Below are 18,215 nucleotides of genomic sequence, written 5' to 3'. Positions count from 1 at the left end.
TCTGGGGATAAGGTATCAGGGTCAACGCGGGGGTCCTGGTCAGGGATGACAAGCAAAAGGCACGAACGAAAAAATTTGTGAACCTTCGTCGACGGCCTGGATCGCGCGGCTGCGCATGCCCGCCGACCCGCTTGCTGGCCCCCAGGGTGCGTCCGCCGCCACCCATCGGTATCATGGCCGGTTGCCCTCGCAGAACCCCATGCCCGACCCGCTCCCGCCCCGCCAGAAGCCCGCCGCAGCGCGCACCAAGCGCGCCGACACCGCGCCCGAAACGCCCGCGATCCGCGTGCGGGGGGCCCGCACCCACAACCTGAAGAACATCGACCTCGACATCCCCAAGCACGCCTTGGTGGTGATCACCGGCCTGTCCGGCTCCGGCAAGTCGAGCCTGGCTTTCGACACGCTGTACGCCGAGGGCCAGCGGCGTTATGTCGAGAGCTTGTCGGCCTATGCGCGGCAGTTCCTGCAACTGATGGACAAGCCCGATGTCGACGTGATCGAAGGCCTGTCGCCGGCAATCAGCATCGAGCAGAAGGCCACCAGCCACAACCCGCGCTCGACGGTCGGCACGGTGACCGAGATCCACGACTACCTGCGCCTGCTGTATGCCCGTGCCGGCACGCCGTTCTGCCCGGACCACGAGCTGCCGCTGGCAGCGCAAAGCGTCAGCCAGATGGTGGACGCGGTGCTGGCGCTGCCCGAAGAGACGCGCCTGATGGTGCTGGCGCCGGTGGTGCGTGACCGCAAGGGCGAGTTCGTCGAATCGTTCGCCGACTGGCAGGCTCAGGGTTACGTTCGCTTTCGTGTCGACGGCCAGGTGGTCGAGGCGACCGACCTGCCGAAGCTGAAGAAGACCGAAAAGCACGACATCGACGTCGTGATCGACCGGCTGAAGACGCGGCCCGACATGAAGCAGCGACTGGCCGAGAGCTTCGAGGCGGCGCTGCGGATCGCCGATGGCCGCGCCATGGCGCTGGAAATGGACTCCGACCGCGAGCACCTGTTTTCGGCCCGCTTCGGCTGCCCGGTCTGCAGCTATTCGCTGCCCGAACTGGAGCCGCGCCTGTTCTCGTTCAACTCACCAGTCGGCGCTTGCCCGCACTGCGACGGCCTGGGCGTGCAGACGGTGTTCGACCCCGAGCGGGTGGTGGCCTTCCCGTCATTGTCGATGGCCGCGGGTGCCGTCAAAGGCTGGGACCGGCGCAACGCCTACACCTTCTCGCTGCTCGACAGCGTGGCCAAGCACTACGGCTTCGACATCGAGCTGGCCTTCGAGGCGCTGCCGGCGCAAGCCCAGCAGGTGCTGCTGCACGGCTCGGGTGAGGACGAGATCGAGTTCCTCTACGAGGCAGAAGGCAAGGGGGGCCGCACCCGCGTGGTCAAGCGTTCACACCCGTTCGAAGGCATCCTGCCGAACTTCGAGCGCCGCTACCGCGAGACCGATTCGGTCGCGGTGCGCGAGGACCTGGCGCGTTACCAGAGCGCCAAGCCCTGCCTGCATTGCCAGGGCACGCGGCTGAAGCGCGAGGCGCGTCATGTCTTCCTGCCCGGCACCGAGGCCGAGCGTGGCAAGCCGATCTACGAAGCCGAGCACCTGACGCTGGCCGATGCACTGGCCTGGTTCGAGCAACTCGCGTTGACCGGTGCCAAGGCCGAGATCGCCGACAAGGTGGTGCGCGAGATCCGCGCGCGGCTGAAGTTCCTGAACGACGTTGGCCTGAACTACCTGAGCCTGGACCGCAGCGCCGACACCTTGTCTGGCGGCGAGGCGCAACGCATCCGACTGGCCAGCCAGATCGGCTCGGGTCTGACCGGTGTGATGTACGTGCTCGACGAGCCCAGCATCGGCCTGCACCAGCGCGACAACGAACGCCTCATCGGCACGCTGAAGCACCTGCGCGACCTCGGCAACAGCGTGCTGGTGGTCGAGCACGACGAAGACATGATCCGCGCCGCCGACTGGTGCGTCGACATGGGGCCCGGGGCCGGCGTGCATGGCGGCCAGGTCATCGTTGCCGGCACGCCGGACGAGGTGGCCGCGAACACCGATTCGCTGACCGGCCAGTACCTGGGCCGCGTGTTGCGCATCGACGTGCCGCCGCGCCCCACGCTGGCGGTGGGCGGCGAGGGCACCAGCGCGTTGAAGATCGTCAACGCCCGCGGCAACAACCTGAAGGGCGTGACGGTGGACATACCGGTGGGCCTATTCACCTGCGTCACCGGCGTCTCGGGCTCGGGCAAGAGCACGCTGGTCAACGACACCTTGTATGCCGCGGTGGCGCGCAAGCTCTACAACAGCCACGCCGAGGCGGCGCCGCACGATTCGATCGAAGGCCTCGAGGCTTTCGACAAGGTGATCAACGTCGACCAGAGCCCGATCGGCCGCACGCCGCGCTCGAACCCGGCCACCTACACGGGGTTGTTCACGCCGATCCGCGAACTGTTTGCCGAGGTGCCGGCGGCGCGCGAGCGTGGTTATGGTGCAGGACGCTTCAGCTTCAACGTCAGCGGTGGCCGCTGCGAGGCCTGCCAGGGCGACGGGGTGCTGAAGGTCGAGATGCACTTTCTGCCCGATGTCTATGTGCCGTGCGACATCTGCCATGGCAAGCGCTACAACCGCGAGACGCTGGAGATCCTCTACAAGGGCCGCAACATCGCGCAGGTGCTGGACATGACGGTGGAGGACGCGCACGAGTTCTTCAACGCCGTGCCGACCATCGCCCGCAAGCTGCGCACGCTGCTCGACGTGGGCATCGGCTACATCACGCTGGGGCAGAGTGCGACCACCTTGTCCGGCGGCGAGGCGCAGCGCGTCAAGCTGGCGCTGGAACTCAGCAAGCGCGACACCGGACGCACGCTGTACATCCTCGACGAGCCGACCACCGGCCTGCACTTTCACGACACCGCACAGCTGCTGAAGGTGCTGCACCAGCTGCGTGACGCCGGCAACACCATCGTCGTGATCGAGCACAACCTCGACGTCATCAAGACGGCCGATTGGCTGATCGACATGGGCCCAGAAGGCGGCGCCGGCGGCGGCACGGTGGTGGTCGAAGGCACGCCAGAAACTGTGGCGGCCTGTGCAGCCAGCCACACCGGGCGCTTTTTGGCACCGCTGCTCGGCCACTGAGGCTCGGCCGCTGCGCCACAATCAGCCTTTCGCTGGTGGGGCCGCCCGGGACGTTGGGACGGCCTTCGCCAGCCCTGGCGGAGAGGGACGATGGCAAGGCGACCCGCGCCTGAGCCGGCTGACGAGAGTCTGCGTCAGACGGCATTGCGCGACCTGGGCTGGTTCAGCCCCGACAGCGACGGCTTGTGCGAAGCCGCGCCCCTGGGGGCCCTGCGCGCCCTCGCCGACGCCGCGCGGCGACTCTGTGGTTGCCCGGTCGGCCTGATCTCGCTGGTCGGTGACCGGCATGCCTGTCAGGTCGGCGTCGATGACGGCGAGGCGACCATGGTGCGCACGCTGCCTCGCGCCGAGGCCATTTGTGCCCACGCGGTGGCAGCGGACACCTTCCTCGAAGTGCCGGACATCCGGCTCGATCGGCGCTTCGCCGAGCTGCCCGCGGCGGCCGGCAGCGAGCCGTGGTGCTTCTACGCCGCCACCCCGCTGCGACTTCATGGCCATGCGGTGGGCACGCTGTGCGTGGCCAGTCCGCGGTCGCATCGGCTCGACGACGCCCAGCGCCAGCAACTGGCCCAGCTGGCGCTGGCCGCCGAAGCCTTGCTCACCACCCAGCACGCGCGCGAACACCTGGACCGTGAGCGCCAGCGCCTGGCCGACCTGGCGCGCGCGTCGGGTGACTGGCTGTGGGAGCTCGACGCCGCGTTGCGGCACCGCTGGCTGTCCGACGAGTTCGAGCGACTGACCGGCATGCCGGTGCCGCTGCTGCTTGGCCAGCCGCTCGCCGACGAACCTTGCGTGGACGGCACCGGCGATGCCTTGCCGAACGGCGCCACGCTGCACGCCCGTCTGGCCCAGCGCCTCCCGCTGGCGCGCGTGGTTACCCGCCTCGACACGCCGCACCGCGGCAGCCTCTACATCTCCCGCAGTGCGGTGCCGGTGTTCGATGACCGCGGTGGCTTTCAAGGCTGGCGCGGCAGTGCGCGCGACGTGACGGCCCAGGTGCTGGCCAGCCGCGAGACGCGTGAGCGCGACCAGCGCATGCACAAGCTGCTGGCGCAATTGCCGGGCGCAGCCTTCCAGATGCGGCTGGAGCCCGATGGCACGCTCCCGCACTACCTGTATGTCAACGATGGCGTGCGGCTGTTGATCGGCGGCGACGGCGACCAGACGCCAACGCTGCGCCGCATCGTCGAGGCTGACCGCTCCTGCTTCGTCGACGCCGTGCTGGCTTCGATGCAGACGATGCGACCGATGCGGGTCGAATTTCGCTTCGAGCGTGGCGACGGCCAGCAGCGCTGGCTGGAGACCCGTGCCACGCCCGAGCGTCAGGCCGACGGCCGCGTCGTCTTCCATGGCTTCACCTGGGACATCACCGAACGTCGCCAGGCGCAGGACGCGTTGCGCGAACACGAGGCGCTGCGCCTGGCGCACGACAGCGCCGAACGCGCCAGTCGTGCCAAGAGCGAATTCCTGTCGCGCGTCAGCCATGAACTGCGCACGCCGCTGAACGCCATCATCGGCTTCGCCCAGCTGATGGGGTTGGACCGCGAACAGCCGCTGGTGGGCGCGCAGCGTCACCGGCTGGACGGCGTTCGCCAGGCGGGACAGGCCTTGCTGGCGCTGGTCGACGACGTCCTGGACTTGTCCCGCATCGAGCAGGGCGTGCTGACTTTGCGCAGCGAGGCGCTGAGCTTGACCGAATTGCTGCGGGCCAGCATCGAAGCGGTTCAGCCGCTGGCCGCCGCCCGATCAGTGTCCATTCAGCTGGCCGTGCCGCCGGGTGCACGCGTGCAGGGTGATGCGGCGGCGATGGAGCAGGTGCTGGTCAACCTGCTGTCCAATGCGATCAAGTACAACCGCGCAGGGGGCCGTGTCACCGTGACACTGCAGCAAACGAACGATGTCGCGGCGACGCCGCTGCTGGCCATCCGCGACCAGGGCGAAGGGTTGCGTGCCGATCAACTGGCCCAGCTGTTCCAGCCGTTTCATCGCCTCGGCGCCGAGCGCCGCCGCATCAGCGGCACCGGTCTCGGCCTGGTGATCGCGCGTGGGCTGGCCCGCGCGATGGGCGGCGACATCGACGCACTCAGCGAGCCGGGCCGCGGCAGTTGCTTCAACCTGCGCATGATGGCCGCCGCGGGCACGACCGGCGGGAGGGCCCCGGCGACCGATCCACTCGCCGATACCGAGTTGACGGATGGCCCGGGCGGCCGCATCGTGCTCTATATCGAAGACGAGCCACTGAATGTGCTGCTGATGGAAGAAGTCTTCCGCACCCAGCCGGGCTGGACGCTGCATGTCGCGCACGACGGCGGCAGCGGTGTCGAGCTGGCCGCGCAAGTGCGGCCCGATCTGACGCTGATCGACATGAACCTGCCTGACATGAACGGGCTCGAGGTGTTGCGCCGGCTGCGCGCCCAACCGGCCACCGCCGATCTGCTGTGCGTCGCGCTGTCGGCCGATGCACTGAATGAGCAGATCGCAGCGGCGCTGGCCGCCGGCTTCGACGACTACTGGACCAAGCCGATCGACTTGAACCGCCTGATCGAAGAAGTGCGAAGGGTCATCGACGCGCGGCGCGCGTTCGACGGTACCTGAAGCTGCGACCCGCATCGCGCGGGCCGCACGGCTCGCCCGCCGGAAGAAACATGAAAAAAGCCGGCGGGTGCCGGCTCTTCATCGTGGGGCCAGGCGGCTTGCGTGCCGCCTGCCTGATCAGCTCAGGTGGCTGTTGATCAACTTGGTCATCTCGAACATCGAGACCTGCGCCTTCTTGAAGATTTCCTTCAGCTTGGCGTCGGCGTTGATCATCGTCTTCTTGGCCTTGTCCTGCAGGCCATTCTTCTTGATGTATTCCCAGACCTTCTTCGTCACCTCGGTGCGCGGCACGGCCTTGTCGCCGATGACCGCAGCCAGCGCAGCGCTGGGGGTCATCGCCTTCATGAACGCAGCGTTCGGGGTGCGCTTCTTGGCCGGGGCGGCCTTCTTCGCGGGCGCGGCCTTCTTGGCCGGAGCGGCCTTCTTCGCGGGCGCAGCCTTCTTGGCTGGCGCCGCTTTCTTCGCCGGAGCAGCGGCCTTCTTGGCCGGAGCCGCCTTCTTCGCCGGAGCGGCCTTCTTGGCCGGAGCGGCCTTCTTCGCAGTTGCCATGTCGATTCTCTCCATCAAGTGAGGTGTTGATGTGCCGGGCCCGGGTGGAAGCCGCGTGGACTTCCATTTCTCACAAGATCCGCAGCGCCCCGAATGGTACTGCGTGTACGAGGGGCTGAGAAGCCGTTTTCCCTCGTAAAACAGCCTTTGATGCCCCGGAGTGACCCGCATTTGTCGCTCCTGGGCATCACCTGGGAGCGTTTGGATACCGTCACCCGTATTTTCACGAGGGACGACCGACACGATTCGACGCAGTTCGTCGATCACCTGCCGGCGGACCCCACTTGCGCGCATGCGCGGGCACCGCACAATGCCGCTGCGCAGTGGTTGTCGACCATGCGTTGAGTCACCGTCCAAAGGAAGACGCATTCGATGAAGCTCCTTGTCCGTTGGTTTCTGCTCGCTGCCGCCTTGCTGCTGGTTGCCAACCTGTACGGTGGCGTCACCGTGGCCAGCTTCACTGCTGCGCTCGGCGCGGCGTTGGTGCTGGGTCTGCTGAACACGCTGGTGCGCCCGCTGCTGGTGCTGCTGACCTTGCCGGTCACACTGATCACGCTGGGCTTGTTCCTGTTCGTGATCAACGCGCTGATGTTCTGGGCTGCTGCCCGATTGCTCGATGGCTTCGAGGTCGCCGGTTTCGCCGCCGCGCTGATCGGCTCGTTGATCTACAGCGCCTGCGGCATGATCATCGACACCGCCGTCGAGCGCATCTTCGCGCGCGAGTGAGGCGCGCCACCCGTCCGGCGTAGGATGCGCCGGACGTCGGCCTTGCCGCCGCCATCTCCCCCTTGCACATGACCACCGCACGCTCGCCGTGCCTGCCCTGAGGAGGGCCTAGCCATCACCACCTCGACTTCCCTCGAACTCACCGCCGGCGAACTGCGTCTGGCATTGCGGCCCGATCTGGGCGGTTGCATGGCCGGCCTGTGGCTCGGTGATTTGCCGGTGCTGCGCAGCACCGAGCCGGCTGATCTCGCCACGTCACGCCTGGCGGGCAACTATCCGTTGGCGCCGTACTCGAACCGCCTGGGTTTTCGCCGCTTTCGCTGGCTGGGGCAGGACTACACCACCCAACAGAACTTCGACGACAACCCGCATTCGGTGCACGGCGTCGCATGGCAGCGGCCATGGACGGTGGTGTCGAGCGACGCGCAGCGTGCCGAACTGGCCTACTCGCACCAGCCCGATGCGCACTGGCCCTTCGCCTTCGACCTGCGCCAGGTCTTCGAGCTGACCCCCGAGTCGTTGACCACGCGCCTGCACATCACCAACCGCCATGACGGGCCGCAGCCGGTCGGCCTGGGCTGGCACCCGTACTTCCCCAAGCGCACGCGCAGCCGCCTGCACATCGAGCTGACCGACCGCTGGGAGCCGGACGCGAGTGGCCTGCCGACGCGCAAGGTGCCGCAGGCCGGCATCGACGGCGACATCGCCCACCTCGACTTCGACAACTGCTTCGAGGGCTGGCGCGGCGACGCGAAGATCCGCGACGAAAAGTTGCGCATGAGCCTGCGCGCGTCGACGCCGTACCTGGTGGTCTTCACGCCGCAGAACAAGCCGTACTTCTGCGTCGAGCCGGTGACCCATGTCAGCAACGCGATCCACATGGCCGATTCGCAGGCCCATGGCCTGCGCAAGCTCGCACCGGGTGAAGCGTTCGAAGCCTGGTTCACGCTGGACATCGCGCGGGTATGAGCGGCGCGGCCGACGCAGAACTGTTCGAAGCGCGGCCGTTGCCCGTGCCGCCGTCGCTGCTGGGCGAGTCGCCGTTCTGGCACCCGGGCGAGGAAGCGCTGTACTGGTGCGACATCCCTGGCGGGCGGTTGAACCGTTACGAGCCGGCGAGCGCCCACCACCGAGCGTGGGACTTCGACTGTGAGCCGTGCAGCGTGGCGCCACTGCTCGGCGGCGGTCTGCTGCTGGCGATGCGCGACGGCCTGTGGCGGTTCGATCCATCCAGTGGCCGGCGCCGCCTGTTGACCGCGTCGCCGTACGACCAGGCCAAGGAGCGCTTCAACGACGGCAAGGCCGATCCGCAGGGGCGCTTCTGGGTTGGCACGATCTACGAGCCACGCGAGCCGGCGCTGGCCGCGTTGTACCGCTGGTGCGATGGCCAGTTGGAGCGCATGGCCGGTGACGTCACTGTCAGCAACGGGCTGGCCTGGAGCCCGAGCGGGCGCACGCTGTACTGGAGCGATACCAAGGCCCACCTGATCCAGGCGCTTGACATGGACCCGAGCGATGGCTCGCTGTCGAACCGGCGCGTCTTCGCGCAGTTCCCCCTCAAGTCGACCGACCAGCGGCTGGAGGATTACGGTGGTCGGCCCGACGGCGCGGCAGTCGACAGCGAAGGCTGCTACTGGAGCGCGATGTTCGAAGGCCAGCGCCTGCTGCGCCTGGCGCCGGACGGCCAGGTGCTGCGCGAGGTGAAGCTGCCGGTGCGCTGCCCAACGATGGCCTGCTTCGGCGACGCAGACCTCAAGACCTTGTACGTGACGACCGCGCGCGAGAAGCGGCCGGCCGACGAACTGGCGACCCAGCCGTGGGCCGGTGCGGTGCTGCGCCTGCGGGTCGACGTGCCGGGCCTGCCGGTGAACTTTGCTGTGGTGTAAAGAAGCTCAACAAGCCGCACCCTGCCGCTTGTTGACGCCGACAAAGGCGCCGTAACCATGGCGTAACCGGCAGCCGCGTCAGGGCTCCTTATGCGTTCCATATCCGGCCGGAAGTAGCGCGTCATCGGACGGCCGAGGGTTTGCTCGTATAATCCCGAGGCTTTGCCGACCGCAGCCTCCGACTCACCCCAGACCCCGCCGCCAGCCGTCCCCGCTCAACAGCCGGGCACGCCGCGACCGGGCCCGTCTGATCCATGGGCCGATCTGGATGATGAGGGCGCAAAGCCGCCGTTCAAGGCCTTGACCCGAGAAGAGGCTCGGGCCCTGGCGGCGCGAAACCCCGCTGTCTCACCATGGCGGGTGGTCGCGGCCCAGGCCGTGGTCGGAGGCGTCGTGGCTGCGCTTGCGTGGCTGCTGATGGGTGAGCCGTCGTATTTCTGGTCGGCGCTGTATGGCGCCGGCACGGTGGTCCTGCCGGGTGCCTTGATGGCGCGTGGCATGACCAGCCGGCTCTCGAGCATGGCGCCCGGCGTGTCCGCCGTCAGCTTCATGTTCTGGGAGATGGTGAAGTTAGGAGTGTCGGTGGCCCTGCTGGTCGGGGCACCGAGACTGGTGCCGCACCTGAGCTGGCCAGCCTTGCTGGTGGCGCTGGTGCTGTGCATCAAGGTGTATTGGGTCGCGCTCGCATGGCGTGGGCGCAAGACGACAAGTTGAACGCCAATTGAACAGTTAGCACGGACGACAACAACATGGCAGCCGAAGGTCACGAAGCCGTAGAGCACGCACCCACGCCGGGCGAATACATCGTCCACCACCTGACCCACGCCCGCAACAAGGAGCTGAACGGTCCGTTCGACCTCTCCGTGGTGGCGTGGGACTCGATGTTCTTCTCCATCCTGCTCGGGGTGCTGGGTTGCTTCTTCCTGTGGCGTGCGGCGCGCTCGGCCACCTCCGGCGTGCCGGGCCGCTTCCAGGCCGCCGTCGAGATTCTGGTCGAGATGGTCGAGTCGCAGGCCAAGGGCATCGTGCACAACGCCACCAGCCGCAAGCTGGTCGCTCCGCTCGCGCTGACCGTGTTCCTCTGGATCTTCCTGATGAACGCGATGGACTTGCTGCCGGTCGATCTGCTGCCGTTCATCTGGGAAAAGATCTATGCCGCCGGCGGCGGTGACCCGCGCCACGCCTACCTGCGCTCGGTGCCGACAGCCGACCTGTCGGTGACGATGGGCCTGTCGGTCGGCGTGCTGGTCACCTGCCTGATCTACAACGTCAAGATCAAGGGCTTCGGCGGCTGGGTGCACGAGCTGTTCGCGGCGCCGTTCGGCAACCACTGGGCGCTGGCCCCGTTCAACTTCCTGATGCAGATCATCGAGTTCGTCGCCAAGACGGTCTCGCACGGCATGCGTCTGTTCGGCAACATGTATGCGGGGGAACTGATCTTCCTGCTGATCGCCTTGATGGGCGGCGCCTGGGGTACGGTCAGCACGGGCATGGGCATCGGCCTCGCGTTCGGCCACATCGTCGCCGGCTTCGTCTGGGCGGCCTTCCACTTGATCATCATCACGCTGCAGGCCTTCGTGTTCATGATGTTGACGCTGGTCTACATCGGTCAGGCACACGACGCTCACTAAGAGAGCGGCGTTCTCTTTCTCTCGGTTCCTGTTTCCCTTTTCCTCAACAACACAACCTTTCTCGACTAGGAGTCATCATGGAAGTCATTAGCTTTGTTGCCCTCGCCGCCGGCCTGATCATTGGTCTGGGCGCTGTCGGTGCTTGTATCGGCATCGGCATCATGGGCAGCAAGTACCTGGAGTCCGCCGCTCGCCAGCCCGAGCTGATGGGCGAACTGCAGACCAAGATGTTCCTGCTGGCCGGCCTGATCGACGCGGCCTTCATCATCGGCACCGGTATCGCCCTGTGGTTCGCCACCGCGAACCCGTTCCTGGGCCAGATCGCCCAAGCCGTGGCCGCTCAAGCCGCCAAGTAATACGGCACGGTCGTGTTGAGAGGCTTGGGGCGTGGCTGCATGAGCTGCCGCGCCCTTCGCTGAAGATCCCCGCCACCGTTCGAGGCAATCAAGTGAGCATCACCGGTACCCTCATCGTCCAGATGATCGTGTTCCTGATCTTGGTCTGGTTCACGATGAAATTCGTCTGGCCGCCGATCACCGCCGCGCTGGACGAGCGCGCGAAGAAGATCGCCGATGGGCTGTCGGCCGCCGACAAGGCGAAGGCCGAATCGGCCGCCGCCGCGAAGACGATCCAAGCCGAGTTGTCGGCCGCCAAGGATGACGCCGCCAAGCGTTTGTCCGATGCCGAGCGCCTGGGCCAGCAGCTGATCGAAGAAGCCAAGTCCCGCGCAAGCGAGGAAGGCGCCAAGATCGTTGCCGCCGCCAAGGCCGAAGCCGAGCAAGAATCCATGAAGGCCCGCGAAGCCCTGCGTGAGCAGGTCGCGCTGTTGGCCGTCAAGGGCGCTGAACAGATCCTGAAGCGCGAAGTCAACGCCGGCGTGCACGCCGAGCTGCTGACCCGCCTGAAGACGGAACTCTGATCATGGCCGAGCTCGCCACCATCGCCCGCCCCTACGCGGAAGCCCTGTTCAAGGCCAGCGCCGGCACCGACGCTTCCGGCCTGGTTGACCAGCTGCAGACGCTGGGCCAGGTCGCCGGCCACGCGCAACTGCGCCAGTTCGCCGACAGCCCCAAGGTCAGCGCGGCACAGGTGTTCGAGCTGGTCAGCGGCGTCGCCCGTCTGCAGCTGTCGCCCAAGGTCGCCAACCTGCTGCGTACCGTCATCGACAACGGCCGCCTCAACGCGCTGCCCGAGATCGCCGCGCAGTACCGCGCGCTGGTCAACGCCAGCTCGGGGGTGTCCGACGCCAAGATCACCAGCGCGTTCGCGCTCGACGCCGGCCAGCTGGCCGATGTCGTCGCCACGCTGGAAAAGCGCTTCGGCCGCAAGCTGAACGCCAGCGTCGCGGTTGACGAGTCGCTGATCGGCGGCATCCGTGTCGAAGTCGGTGACGAGGTGCTGGACACCTCCGTTCGCGCCCGGCTCGAGCAGATGCGCGTCGCGCTGACCCACTGAACATCCGCAGCCCACGCGCTCCACGGCAACACCATTTACGGCGACCAGCCCGACGCTAGCGCCTCACGCTTTCGGAGAAAGCTATGCAACTGAATCCCGCTGAAATTTCCGAACTGATCAAGAGCCGCATCGAAGGCCTGGGCGCCTCGACGGACATCCGCAACCAGGGCACCGTCGTTTCGGTGACCGACGGCATCGTCCGCGTGCACGGCCTGTCCGATGCGATGGCGGGCGAAATGCTCGAGTTTCCCGCCGGCAAGGACGGCCAGCCGTCGTTCGGCCTGGCGCTGAACCTCGAGCGTGACTCGGTCGGCGCGGTGATCCTGGGCGAGTACGAGCACATCTCCGAAGGCGACACCGTCAAGTGCACGGGCCGCATCCTGGAAGTGCCGGTCGGCCCCGAGCTGATCGGCCGGGTCGTCAACGCGCTGGGTCAGCCGATCGACGGCAAGGGCCCGATCAACGCCAAGATGACCGACGTGATCGAGAAGGTCGCCCCGGGCGTGATCGCCCGTAAGTCCGTCGACCAGCCGGTGCAGACCGGCCTGAAGTCGATCGACTCGATGGTGCCGATCGGCCGTGGCCAGCGCGAGCTGATCATCGGCGACCGCCAGACCGGCAAGACCGCCGTGGCGATCGACGCGATCATCAACCAGAAGGGTCAGAACATGACCTGCGTCTACGTTGCGATCGGCCAGAAGGCTTCGTCGATCAAGAACGTGGTGCGCGCGCTGGAACAGGCCGGCGCAATGGACTACACCATCGTCGTCGCCGCATCGGCCTCGGAATCGGCCGCGATGCAGTACGTGTCGGCCTACTCGGGCTGCACGATGGGCGAGTACTTCCGCGACCGCGGCCAAGACGCGCTGATCGTCTATGACGACCTGTCCAAGCAGGCCGTGGCTTACCGTCAGGTGTCGCTGCTGCTGCGCCGCCCGCCGGGCCGCGAAGCCTTCCCTGGCGACGTGTTCTATCTCCACAGCCGCCTGCTCGAGCGCGCGGCCCGCGTGAACGCCGATTACGTCGAAGCCTTCACCAAGGGTGAGGTCAAGGGCAAGACCGGTTCGCTGACGGCGCTGCCGATCATCGAAACCCAGGCTGGTGACGTGTCGGCCTTCGTGCCGACCAACGTGATCTCGATCACCGACGGCCAGATCTTCCTGGAAACCAACCTGTTCAACGCCGGCATCCGCCCCGCGATCAACGCCGGTATCTCGGTGTCGCGCGTCGGTGGCGCCGCCCAGACCAAGCTGATCAAGTCGCTGTCCGGCGGTATCCGTACCGACCTGGCGCAGTACCGTGAACTGGCCGCGTTCGCGCAGTTCGCATCGGACCTGGATGAAGCCACCCGCAAGCAGCTGGACCGCGGTGCCCGCGTGACCGAGCTGCTGAAGCAGGCCCAGTACTCGCCGCTGCCGATCAGCCTGATGGCCGCTACGCTGTACGCGGTGAACAAGGGCTTCCTCGACTCGATCGACACCAAGAAGGTGCTGGCGTTCGAACACGGCCTGCACCAGCACCTGAAGGCCAGCCACGCCGCCCTGCTGGCGAAGCTGGAAGCCGACAAGGCGATGGACAAGGCTGCCGAAGAAGAGCTGTCGGGCGCGATCACCGCGTTCAAGAAGTCCTTCGCCTGAAGCCCCGCCTGACACTCTGAACAAGGAGAACCGTCATGGCGGTCGGCAAGGAAATACGCGGCAAGATCAAATCGGTGGAGAACACCAAGAAGATCACCAAGGCCATGGAGATGGTCGCTGCGTCGAAGATGCGCAAGGCGCAGGAACGCATGCGTTCCGCGCGCCCCTACAGCGACAAGATCCGCAATATCGCGGCCAACCTGTCGCAGGCCAACCCCGAGTACCAGTCGCCCTACATGCGTTCGGGCGGCAAGGCCGGTGCGTCGGGCTTCATCGTCGTCACGACCGACAAGGGTCTGTGCGGTGGCCTGAACACCAACATCCTGCGCGCCGTCACGAACAAGATGCGTGACGTGCAGACCGCCGGTGGCCAGGTGCAGGCGGTGGCGATCGGCACCAAGGGCAACGGCTTCCTGAACCGCATCGGCGCCAAGGTCGTGTCGCACGCGCTCGGCCTGGGCGATGCGCCGCAGATCGAGAAACTGATCGGCCCGGTCAAGGTCATGCTCGATGCCTTCGTCGAAGGCAAGGTCGACGCGGTGTACCTGTGCTACACGAAGTTCATCAACACGATGAAGCAGGAGCCGGTGGTCGAGCAGCTGCTGCCGCTGACGGCCGGTGCGCTGGCCCAGACCGAGGCCGAGAAGAAGGCCTACGGCTGGGACTACATCTACGAGCCGGACGCCGCGACGGTGATCGACGAGCTGCTGACGCGCTACGTCGAAGCGCTGGTCTACCAGGCGGTCGCCGAGAACATGGCGTCGGAGCAGTCCGCGCGCATGGTGGCGATGAAGGCCGCGACCGACAACGCCGGCACGCTGATCGGCGAACTCAAGCTCGTCTACAACAAGACGCGCCAGGCGGCGATCACCAAAGAGCTTTCCGAGATCGTCGGCGGTGCCGCCGCCATCAGCGGTTAAGCCTCGGCCCGAGACCCACACGAATTCTGAATTGAAGGACAGACAAATGTCGAACACTCAAGCCCAAGGCAAGATCGTTCAGTGCATCGGCGCCGTGGTGGACGTGGAGTTCCCACGTGACCGCATGCCCAAGGTGTATGACGCCTTGAAGATGGAAGGCTCGGCGCTGACGCTGGAAGTGCAGCAGCAGCTGGGCGACGGCATCGTGCGTACCATCGCGCTGGGCTCGTCGGACGGCCTGCGCCGCGGCCTTACCGTCAGCAACACCGGCAACCCGATCATGGTGCCCGTCGGCAAGGCGACGCTCGGCCGCATCATGGACGTGCTGGGCAACCCGATCGACGAGCGTGGCCCGGTCGCGAGTGAGCTGACCGCCTCGATCCACCGCAAGGCCCCGGCCTACGACGAGCTGAGCCCGTCGCAAGAGCTGCTCGAAACCGGCATCAAGGTGATCGACCTGATCTGCCCGTTCGCCAAAGGCGGCAAGGTGGGTCTGTTCGGTGGTGCCGGCGTCGGCAAGACCGTGAACATGATGGAGTTGATCAACAACATCGCCAAGGCCCACTCGGGTCTGTCGGTGTTCGCCGGCGTGGGTGAGCGCACCCGTGAAGGCAACGACTTCTACCACGAGATGTCGGACTCGAAGGTCGTCGTCCAAGAGGACCTGTCGCAGTCGAAGGTGGCGATGGTCTACGGCCAGATGAACGAGCCCCCGGGCAACCGTCTGCGCGTGGCACTGACCGGCCTGACGATCGCCGAGTCGTTCCGCGACGAAGGCCGTGACGTGCTGTTCTTCGTCGACAACATCTACCGCTACACGCTGGCCGGTACCGAAGTGTCCGCGCTGCTGGGCCGTATGCCTTCCGCCGTGGGCTACCAGCCGACGCTGGCCGAAGAAATGGGTCGCCTGCAAGAGCGCATCACGTCGACCAAGGTCGGCTCCATCACCTCGATCCAGGCCGTGTACGTCCCTGCGGATGACTTGACCGACCCGTCGCCTGCCACGACCTTCGCCCACTTGGACGCCACCGTCGTGCTGTCGCGTGACATCGCTTCGCTGGGCATCTACCCCGCGGTGGACCCGCTGGACTCGACCTCGCGCCAGGTCGACCCGAACGTCGTCGGCCTCGAGCACTACGAGACCACCCGTGCCGTCCAGGCCACGCTGCAGCGCTACAAGGAACTGCGCGACATCATCGCGATCCTGGGCATGGACGAGCTGTCGCCGGAAGACAAGCTGGCCGTGGCCCGCGCCCGCAAGATTCAGCGCTTCCTGTCGCAGCCGTTCCACGTCGCGGAAGTGTTCACCGGCTCGCCGGGCAAGTACGTGCCGCTGAAGGAAACCATCCGCGGCTTCAAGATGATCGTCGCCGGCGAATGCGATCACCTGCCCGAGCAGGCCTTCTACATGGTTGGCACGATCGACGAGGCCTTTGAGAAGGCCAAGAAGATCAACTGATGACCCACCCCGGATGCGCCTTCGGCGCCTCCTCTTCAAGGGGCGCCGCCAGCGGCCCGGCAAAGCCGGTTCCGCAGCGGTTGCCGGGTTCGGTCTGAGGCACGTAACGGAGTACTGACATGGCAACCATTCACGTCGACGTGGTCAGCGCTGAAGAGAGCATCTTCAGCGGCGAGGCCAAGTTCGTCGCGCTGCCGGGCGAAAACGGCGAGCTCGGCATCCTGCCGCGCCACACGCCGCTGATCACCCGCATCAAGCCCGGTGCCGTGCGCATCGAGCGCGCGGACAACGGCGAGGAAGAGTTCGTCTTCGTTGCCGGCGGCATCCTCGAGGTTCAACCGGGGTCGGTCACGGTGCTGGCCGACACGGCCATCCGCGGCCACGACCTGGACGAGGCCAAGGCGCTCGAAGCCAAGAAAGTGGCCGAGGACGCGATGAAGAACGCGAAGAGCGACATCGACTTCGCCAAGGCTCAGGGCGAGTTCGCCGCAATGGCGGCGCAGATCGCCGCGATCCAGAAGCTGCGCAAGAGCCGCTGAGTCGCTTCGGCGCTCGCACGAGAACCCGCCGGTGCGCATCACCCGGCGGGTTTTTTCATGGCGAGGCCACAATCGGCGGCACCCCTGTTGCTGGAGCGTCGCATGGCCAAGGACAAAGCAGGCAAGCCCAAGACCGACAAGCCCAAGGCGGCCCGCCGGCCGCGTGGTGTGGACGCTGAGATCGGCAACAAGCTCGGCAAAGGCGCCTACGCCGAGGCGCTGGCCGCGCTCGAGGTCGAGCTGAACAACATGGCGCGCTGGCTGCAGGCCAGCGGCAAGCGCCTGGTGGTCGTGGTCGAAGGGCGCGACACCGCCGGCAAGGGCGGCGTGATCTCGGCCATCACCGCGACGCTGAGCCCGCGGCAGGTGCGCGCGGTGGCATTGGCCAAGCCGACGGAGCGCGAGCGCGCCCAGTGGTACTTCCAGCGTTATGTGCCTTGGCTCCCGGCAGCCGGCGAGATGGTGCTGTTCGACCGCAGCTGGTACAACCGCGCCGGCGTCGAGCGCGTGATGGGCTTCTGCTCCGACGACGAGGCACGGGCCTTCCTGAAACAGGCGCCGGTGTTCGAGCAGATGCTGGTCGATGACGGCATTCTGCTGTTCAAGTACTGGCTGACGGTCGACCAGGCGCAGCAGGAGGAGCGGTTCGCCGAGCGCCTGGTGGACCCGCTGAAGCGCTGGAAGCTGTCGCCGATCGACCTGAAGGCGCGCGCGCACTATGCCGACTACGGCCGCGCCCGCGACGCGATGCTGAAGGCCACCCATACCAAGCACGCACCGTGGGTACTGGTCGACTTCAACGACCAGCGGCGCGGCCGCCTGACACTGATCCGCCATTTGCTGGACCACCTGCCCGACACCGCAGTGCCGCCGGAAGCGCTGGAGTTTCCGCCTCTGGACGGCCCGCCGCGCCGGGAAAGCTTCAACGGGCCGGTGAAGCCGCTGCGACCTTGGCCCGCGTCTTGATGGCGGGAGGGTCAGCCCAGCCAGCGTCGCAGCAAGGCCCGGGCCTCGCCAAGCTCGCGCTCGCGCCGGCCTGCGTCCAGGCAAACCGCACCGGGGGCCACAACGGCCAGCCACAGGGCCTGCAGACTCAGCCGCTGCTCCTGGCCCAGCATCGGGTCGAACAGGCGGGGATCCAGCTCGTCGTGCAGCGGTGAAGCCGCCAGCGGATGACGCTGGCTCTCGGTCAGCTTTTCGCCCAGCCAGCGTTCACGTTCGGCCATGGGCCACAGCGCGAGCAGACGACGAAACCATCGCACCCGCTGGGCCAGTTCGCCGGCGCGAACTCCCAGGTGCAGGGGCTCGCCGTTGTGCATCAAGGCCTGTGCCGCGGTCTGCAGCACCGCCCAGTCGGCCGCGCTGTTGGGACACCTTGCCGCGGCGTCTTCGCCAGCACTCAGATAGCCCAGCAGCAACTCGCGCGGGACGGGGATCGGGCGACCGTGCATCGGCGCTGCCGGGGGCGCCGCGGCGACATGGCTGTCACGCGCCAGACCGGCATGGCCGGTCCCGTTGGACCGATGCTTGTGCAATCGGCGGTGGACGCGTGCTTGCAGGTTCATCGCGCACCGGGGTCGAGGCCTGGGGCCTGGTGGAGGTGCGAATGGGCGTGCATGACCGGTTTGTAGATGCTGCCGGCGACCGCGACAGCCCCCCGAACTAGGGGCGCAGCGCAAGCTAGGGGG

The 18,215-nt window shown here is 66.9% G+C and carries 17 protein-coding genes; 15 read left to right on the top strand and 2 right to left on the bottom strand.

The annotated features are described in order from the left end of the window. The first annotated feature begins 199 nt into the window (after positions 1-199). Positions 200-3,130 (top strand): excinuclease ABC subunit UvrA, encoded by a 2,931-nt coding sequence (gene uvrA / locus VFY73_RS00875; RefSeq protein ID WP_329716007.1) that lies wholly within the window; start codon positions 200-202, stop codon positions 3,128-3,130. A gap of 90 nt (positions 3,131-3,220) precedes the next feature. After that, positions 3,221-5,725: an ATP-binding protein gene (locus VFY73_RS00870; protein ID WP_329716006.1), complete on the top strand. Its 2,505-nt coding sequence runs from the start codon at positions 3,221-3,223 to the stop codon at positions 5,723-5,725. A gap of 117 nt (positions 5,726-5,842) precedes the next feature. Here VFY73_RS00870 and VFY73_RS00865 read toward each other — a convergent pair whose 3' ends face one another. Next, positions 5,843-6,274, bottom strand: a complete 432-nt coding sequence (locus VFY73_RS00865) for an SWIB/MDM2 domain-containing protein (RefSeq protein ID WP_329716036.1) — start codon at positions 6,272-6,274, stop codon at positions 5,843-5,845. A gap of 372 nt (positions 6,275-6,646) precedes the next feature. On the opposite strand from VFY73_RS00865, the gene VFY73_RS00860 reads away from it, so the two are divergent. The 13 genes from VFY73_RS00860 (at position 6,647) to ppk2 (ending at position 17,493) form a co-directional block, all read left to right on the top strand. Beyond that, entirely contained in the window at positions 6,647-7,000 is a 354-nt protein-coding gene (locus VFY73_RS00860; RefSeq protein WP_329716005.1) for a phage holin family protein, read from the top strand. 114 nt (positions 7,001-7,114) lie between these two features. Continuing rightward, complete coding sequence (locus tag VFY73_RS00855) at positions 7,115-7,969, top strand: aldose 1-epimerase (protein ID WP_414654354.1); 855 nt, start codon at positions 7,115-7,117, stop codon at positions 7,967-7,969. After that, positions 7,966-8,886 carry an SMP-30/gluconolactonase/LRE family protein gene (locus tag VFY73_RS00850; RefSeq protein WP_329716003.1) on the top strand — a complete coding sequence of 307 codons (921 nt, stop codon included), beginning with the start codon at positions 7,966-7,968 and terminating at the stop codon, positions 8,884-8,886. The genes VFY73_RS00855 and VFY73_RS00850 overlap by 4 nt, the downstream gene beginning before the upstream one ends. 360 nt (positions 8,887-9,246) lie before the next feature. Further along, positions 9,247-9,600 carry an ATP synthase subunit I gene (locus tag VFY73_RS00845; RefSeq protein ID WP_329716002.1) on the top strand — a complete coding sequence of 118 codons (354 nt, stop codon included), beginning with the start codon at positions 9,247-9,249 and terminating at the stop codon, positions 9,598-9,600. A 35-nt stretch (positions 9,601-9,635) separates the two neighbouring features. Then, positions 9,636-10,517: a F0F1 ATP synthase subunit A gene (gene atpB / locus VFY73_RS00840; protein ID WP_329716001.1), complete on the top strand. Its 882-nt coding sequence runs from the start codon at positions 9,636-9,638 to the stop codon at positions 10,515-10,517. A 77-nt stretch (positions 10,518-10,594) separates the two neighbouring features. Beyond that, a complete protein-coding gene (gene atpE, locus VFY73_RS00835; protein ID WP_374565116.1) occupies positions 10,595-10,873 on the top strand; it encodes a F0F1 ATP synthase subunit C in 279 nt (92 codons plus the stop codon). A 92-nt stretch (positions 10,874-10,965) separates the two neighbouring features. After that, positions 10,966-11,436 carry a F0F1 ATP synthase subunit B gene (locus tag VFY73_RS00830; protein ID WP_329716000.1) on the top strand — a complete coding sequence of 157 codons (471 nt, stop codon included), beginning with the start codon at positions 10,966-10,968 and terminating at the stop codon, positions 11,434-11,436. Between the two features lie 2 nt (positions 11,437-11,438). Beyond that, positions 11,439-11,972 (top strand): F0F1 ATP synthase subunit delta, encoded by a 534-nt coding sequence (locus VFY73_RS00825; RefSeq protein ID WP_329715999.1) that lies wholly within the window; start codon positions 11,439-11,441, stop codon positions 11,970-11,972. Positions 11,973-12,055: 83 nt separating this feature from the next. Next, a complete protein-coding gene (atpA, locus tag VFY73_RS00820) occupies positions 12,056-13,609 on the top strand; it encodes a F0F1 ATP synthase subunit alpha (protein WP_329715998.1) in 1,554 nt (517 codons plus the stop codon). A 35-nt stretch (positions 13,610-13,644) separates the two neighbouring features. Beyond that, positions 13,645-14,529 (top strand): F0F1 ATP synthase subunit gamma, encoded by an 885-nt coding sequence (gene atpG / locus VFY73_RS00815; protein WP_329715997.1) that lies wholly within the window; start codon positions 13,645-13,647, stop codon positions 14,527-14,529. Between the two features lie 46 nt (positions 14,530-14,575). Further along, positions 14,576-15,988: a F0F1 ATP synthase subunit beta gene (gene atpD / locus VFY73_RS00810; protein WP_329715996.1), complete on the top strand. Its 1,413-nt coding sequence runs from the start codon at positions 14,576-14,578 to the stop codon at positions 15,986-15,988. Between the two features lie 119 nt (positions 15,989-16,107). Further along, positions 16,108-16,527: a F0F1 ATP synthase subunit epsilon gene (locus VFY73_RS00805; RefSeq protein WP_329715995.1), complete on the top strand. Its 420-nt coding sequence runs from the start codon at positions 16,108-16,110 to the stop codon at positions 16,525-16,527. Between the two features lie 102 nt (positions 16,528-16,629). Next, entirely contained in the window at positions 16,630-17,493 is an 864-nt protein-coding gene (ppk2, locus tag VFY73_RS00800) for a polyphosphate kinase 2 (protein ID WP_329715994.1), read from the top strand. An 11-nt stretch (positions 17,494-17,504) separates the two neighbouring features. On the opposite strand, the gene VFY73_RS00795 is transcribed toward ppk2, so the two are convergent. Continuing rightward, positions 17,505-18,092, bottom strand: coding sequence for a hypothetical protein (locus VFY73_RS00795; protein WP_329715993.1), 588 nt, complete (start codon positions 18,090-18,092; stop codon positions 17,505-17,507). Positions 18,093-18,215 lie beyond the last annotated feature (123 nt).

The organism is Ideonella sp., assembly GCF_036277275.1.
Classification (GTDB): Bacteria; Pseudomonadota; Gammaproteobacteria; order Burkholderiales; family Burkholderiaceae_C; genus Ideonella.
The sequence above is the reverse complement of the archived record's forward strand: the minus strand, read 5'-3'. Positions and strand labels throughout refer to the sequence as shown.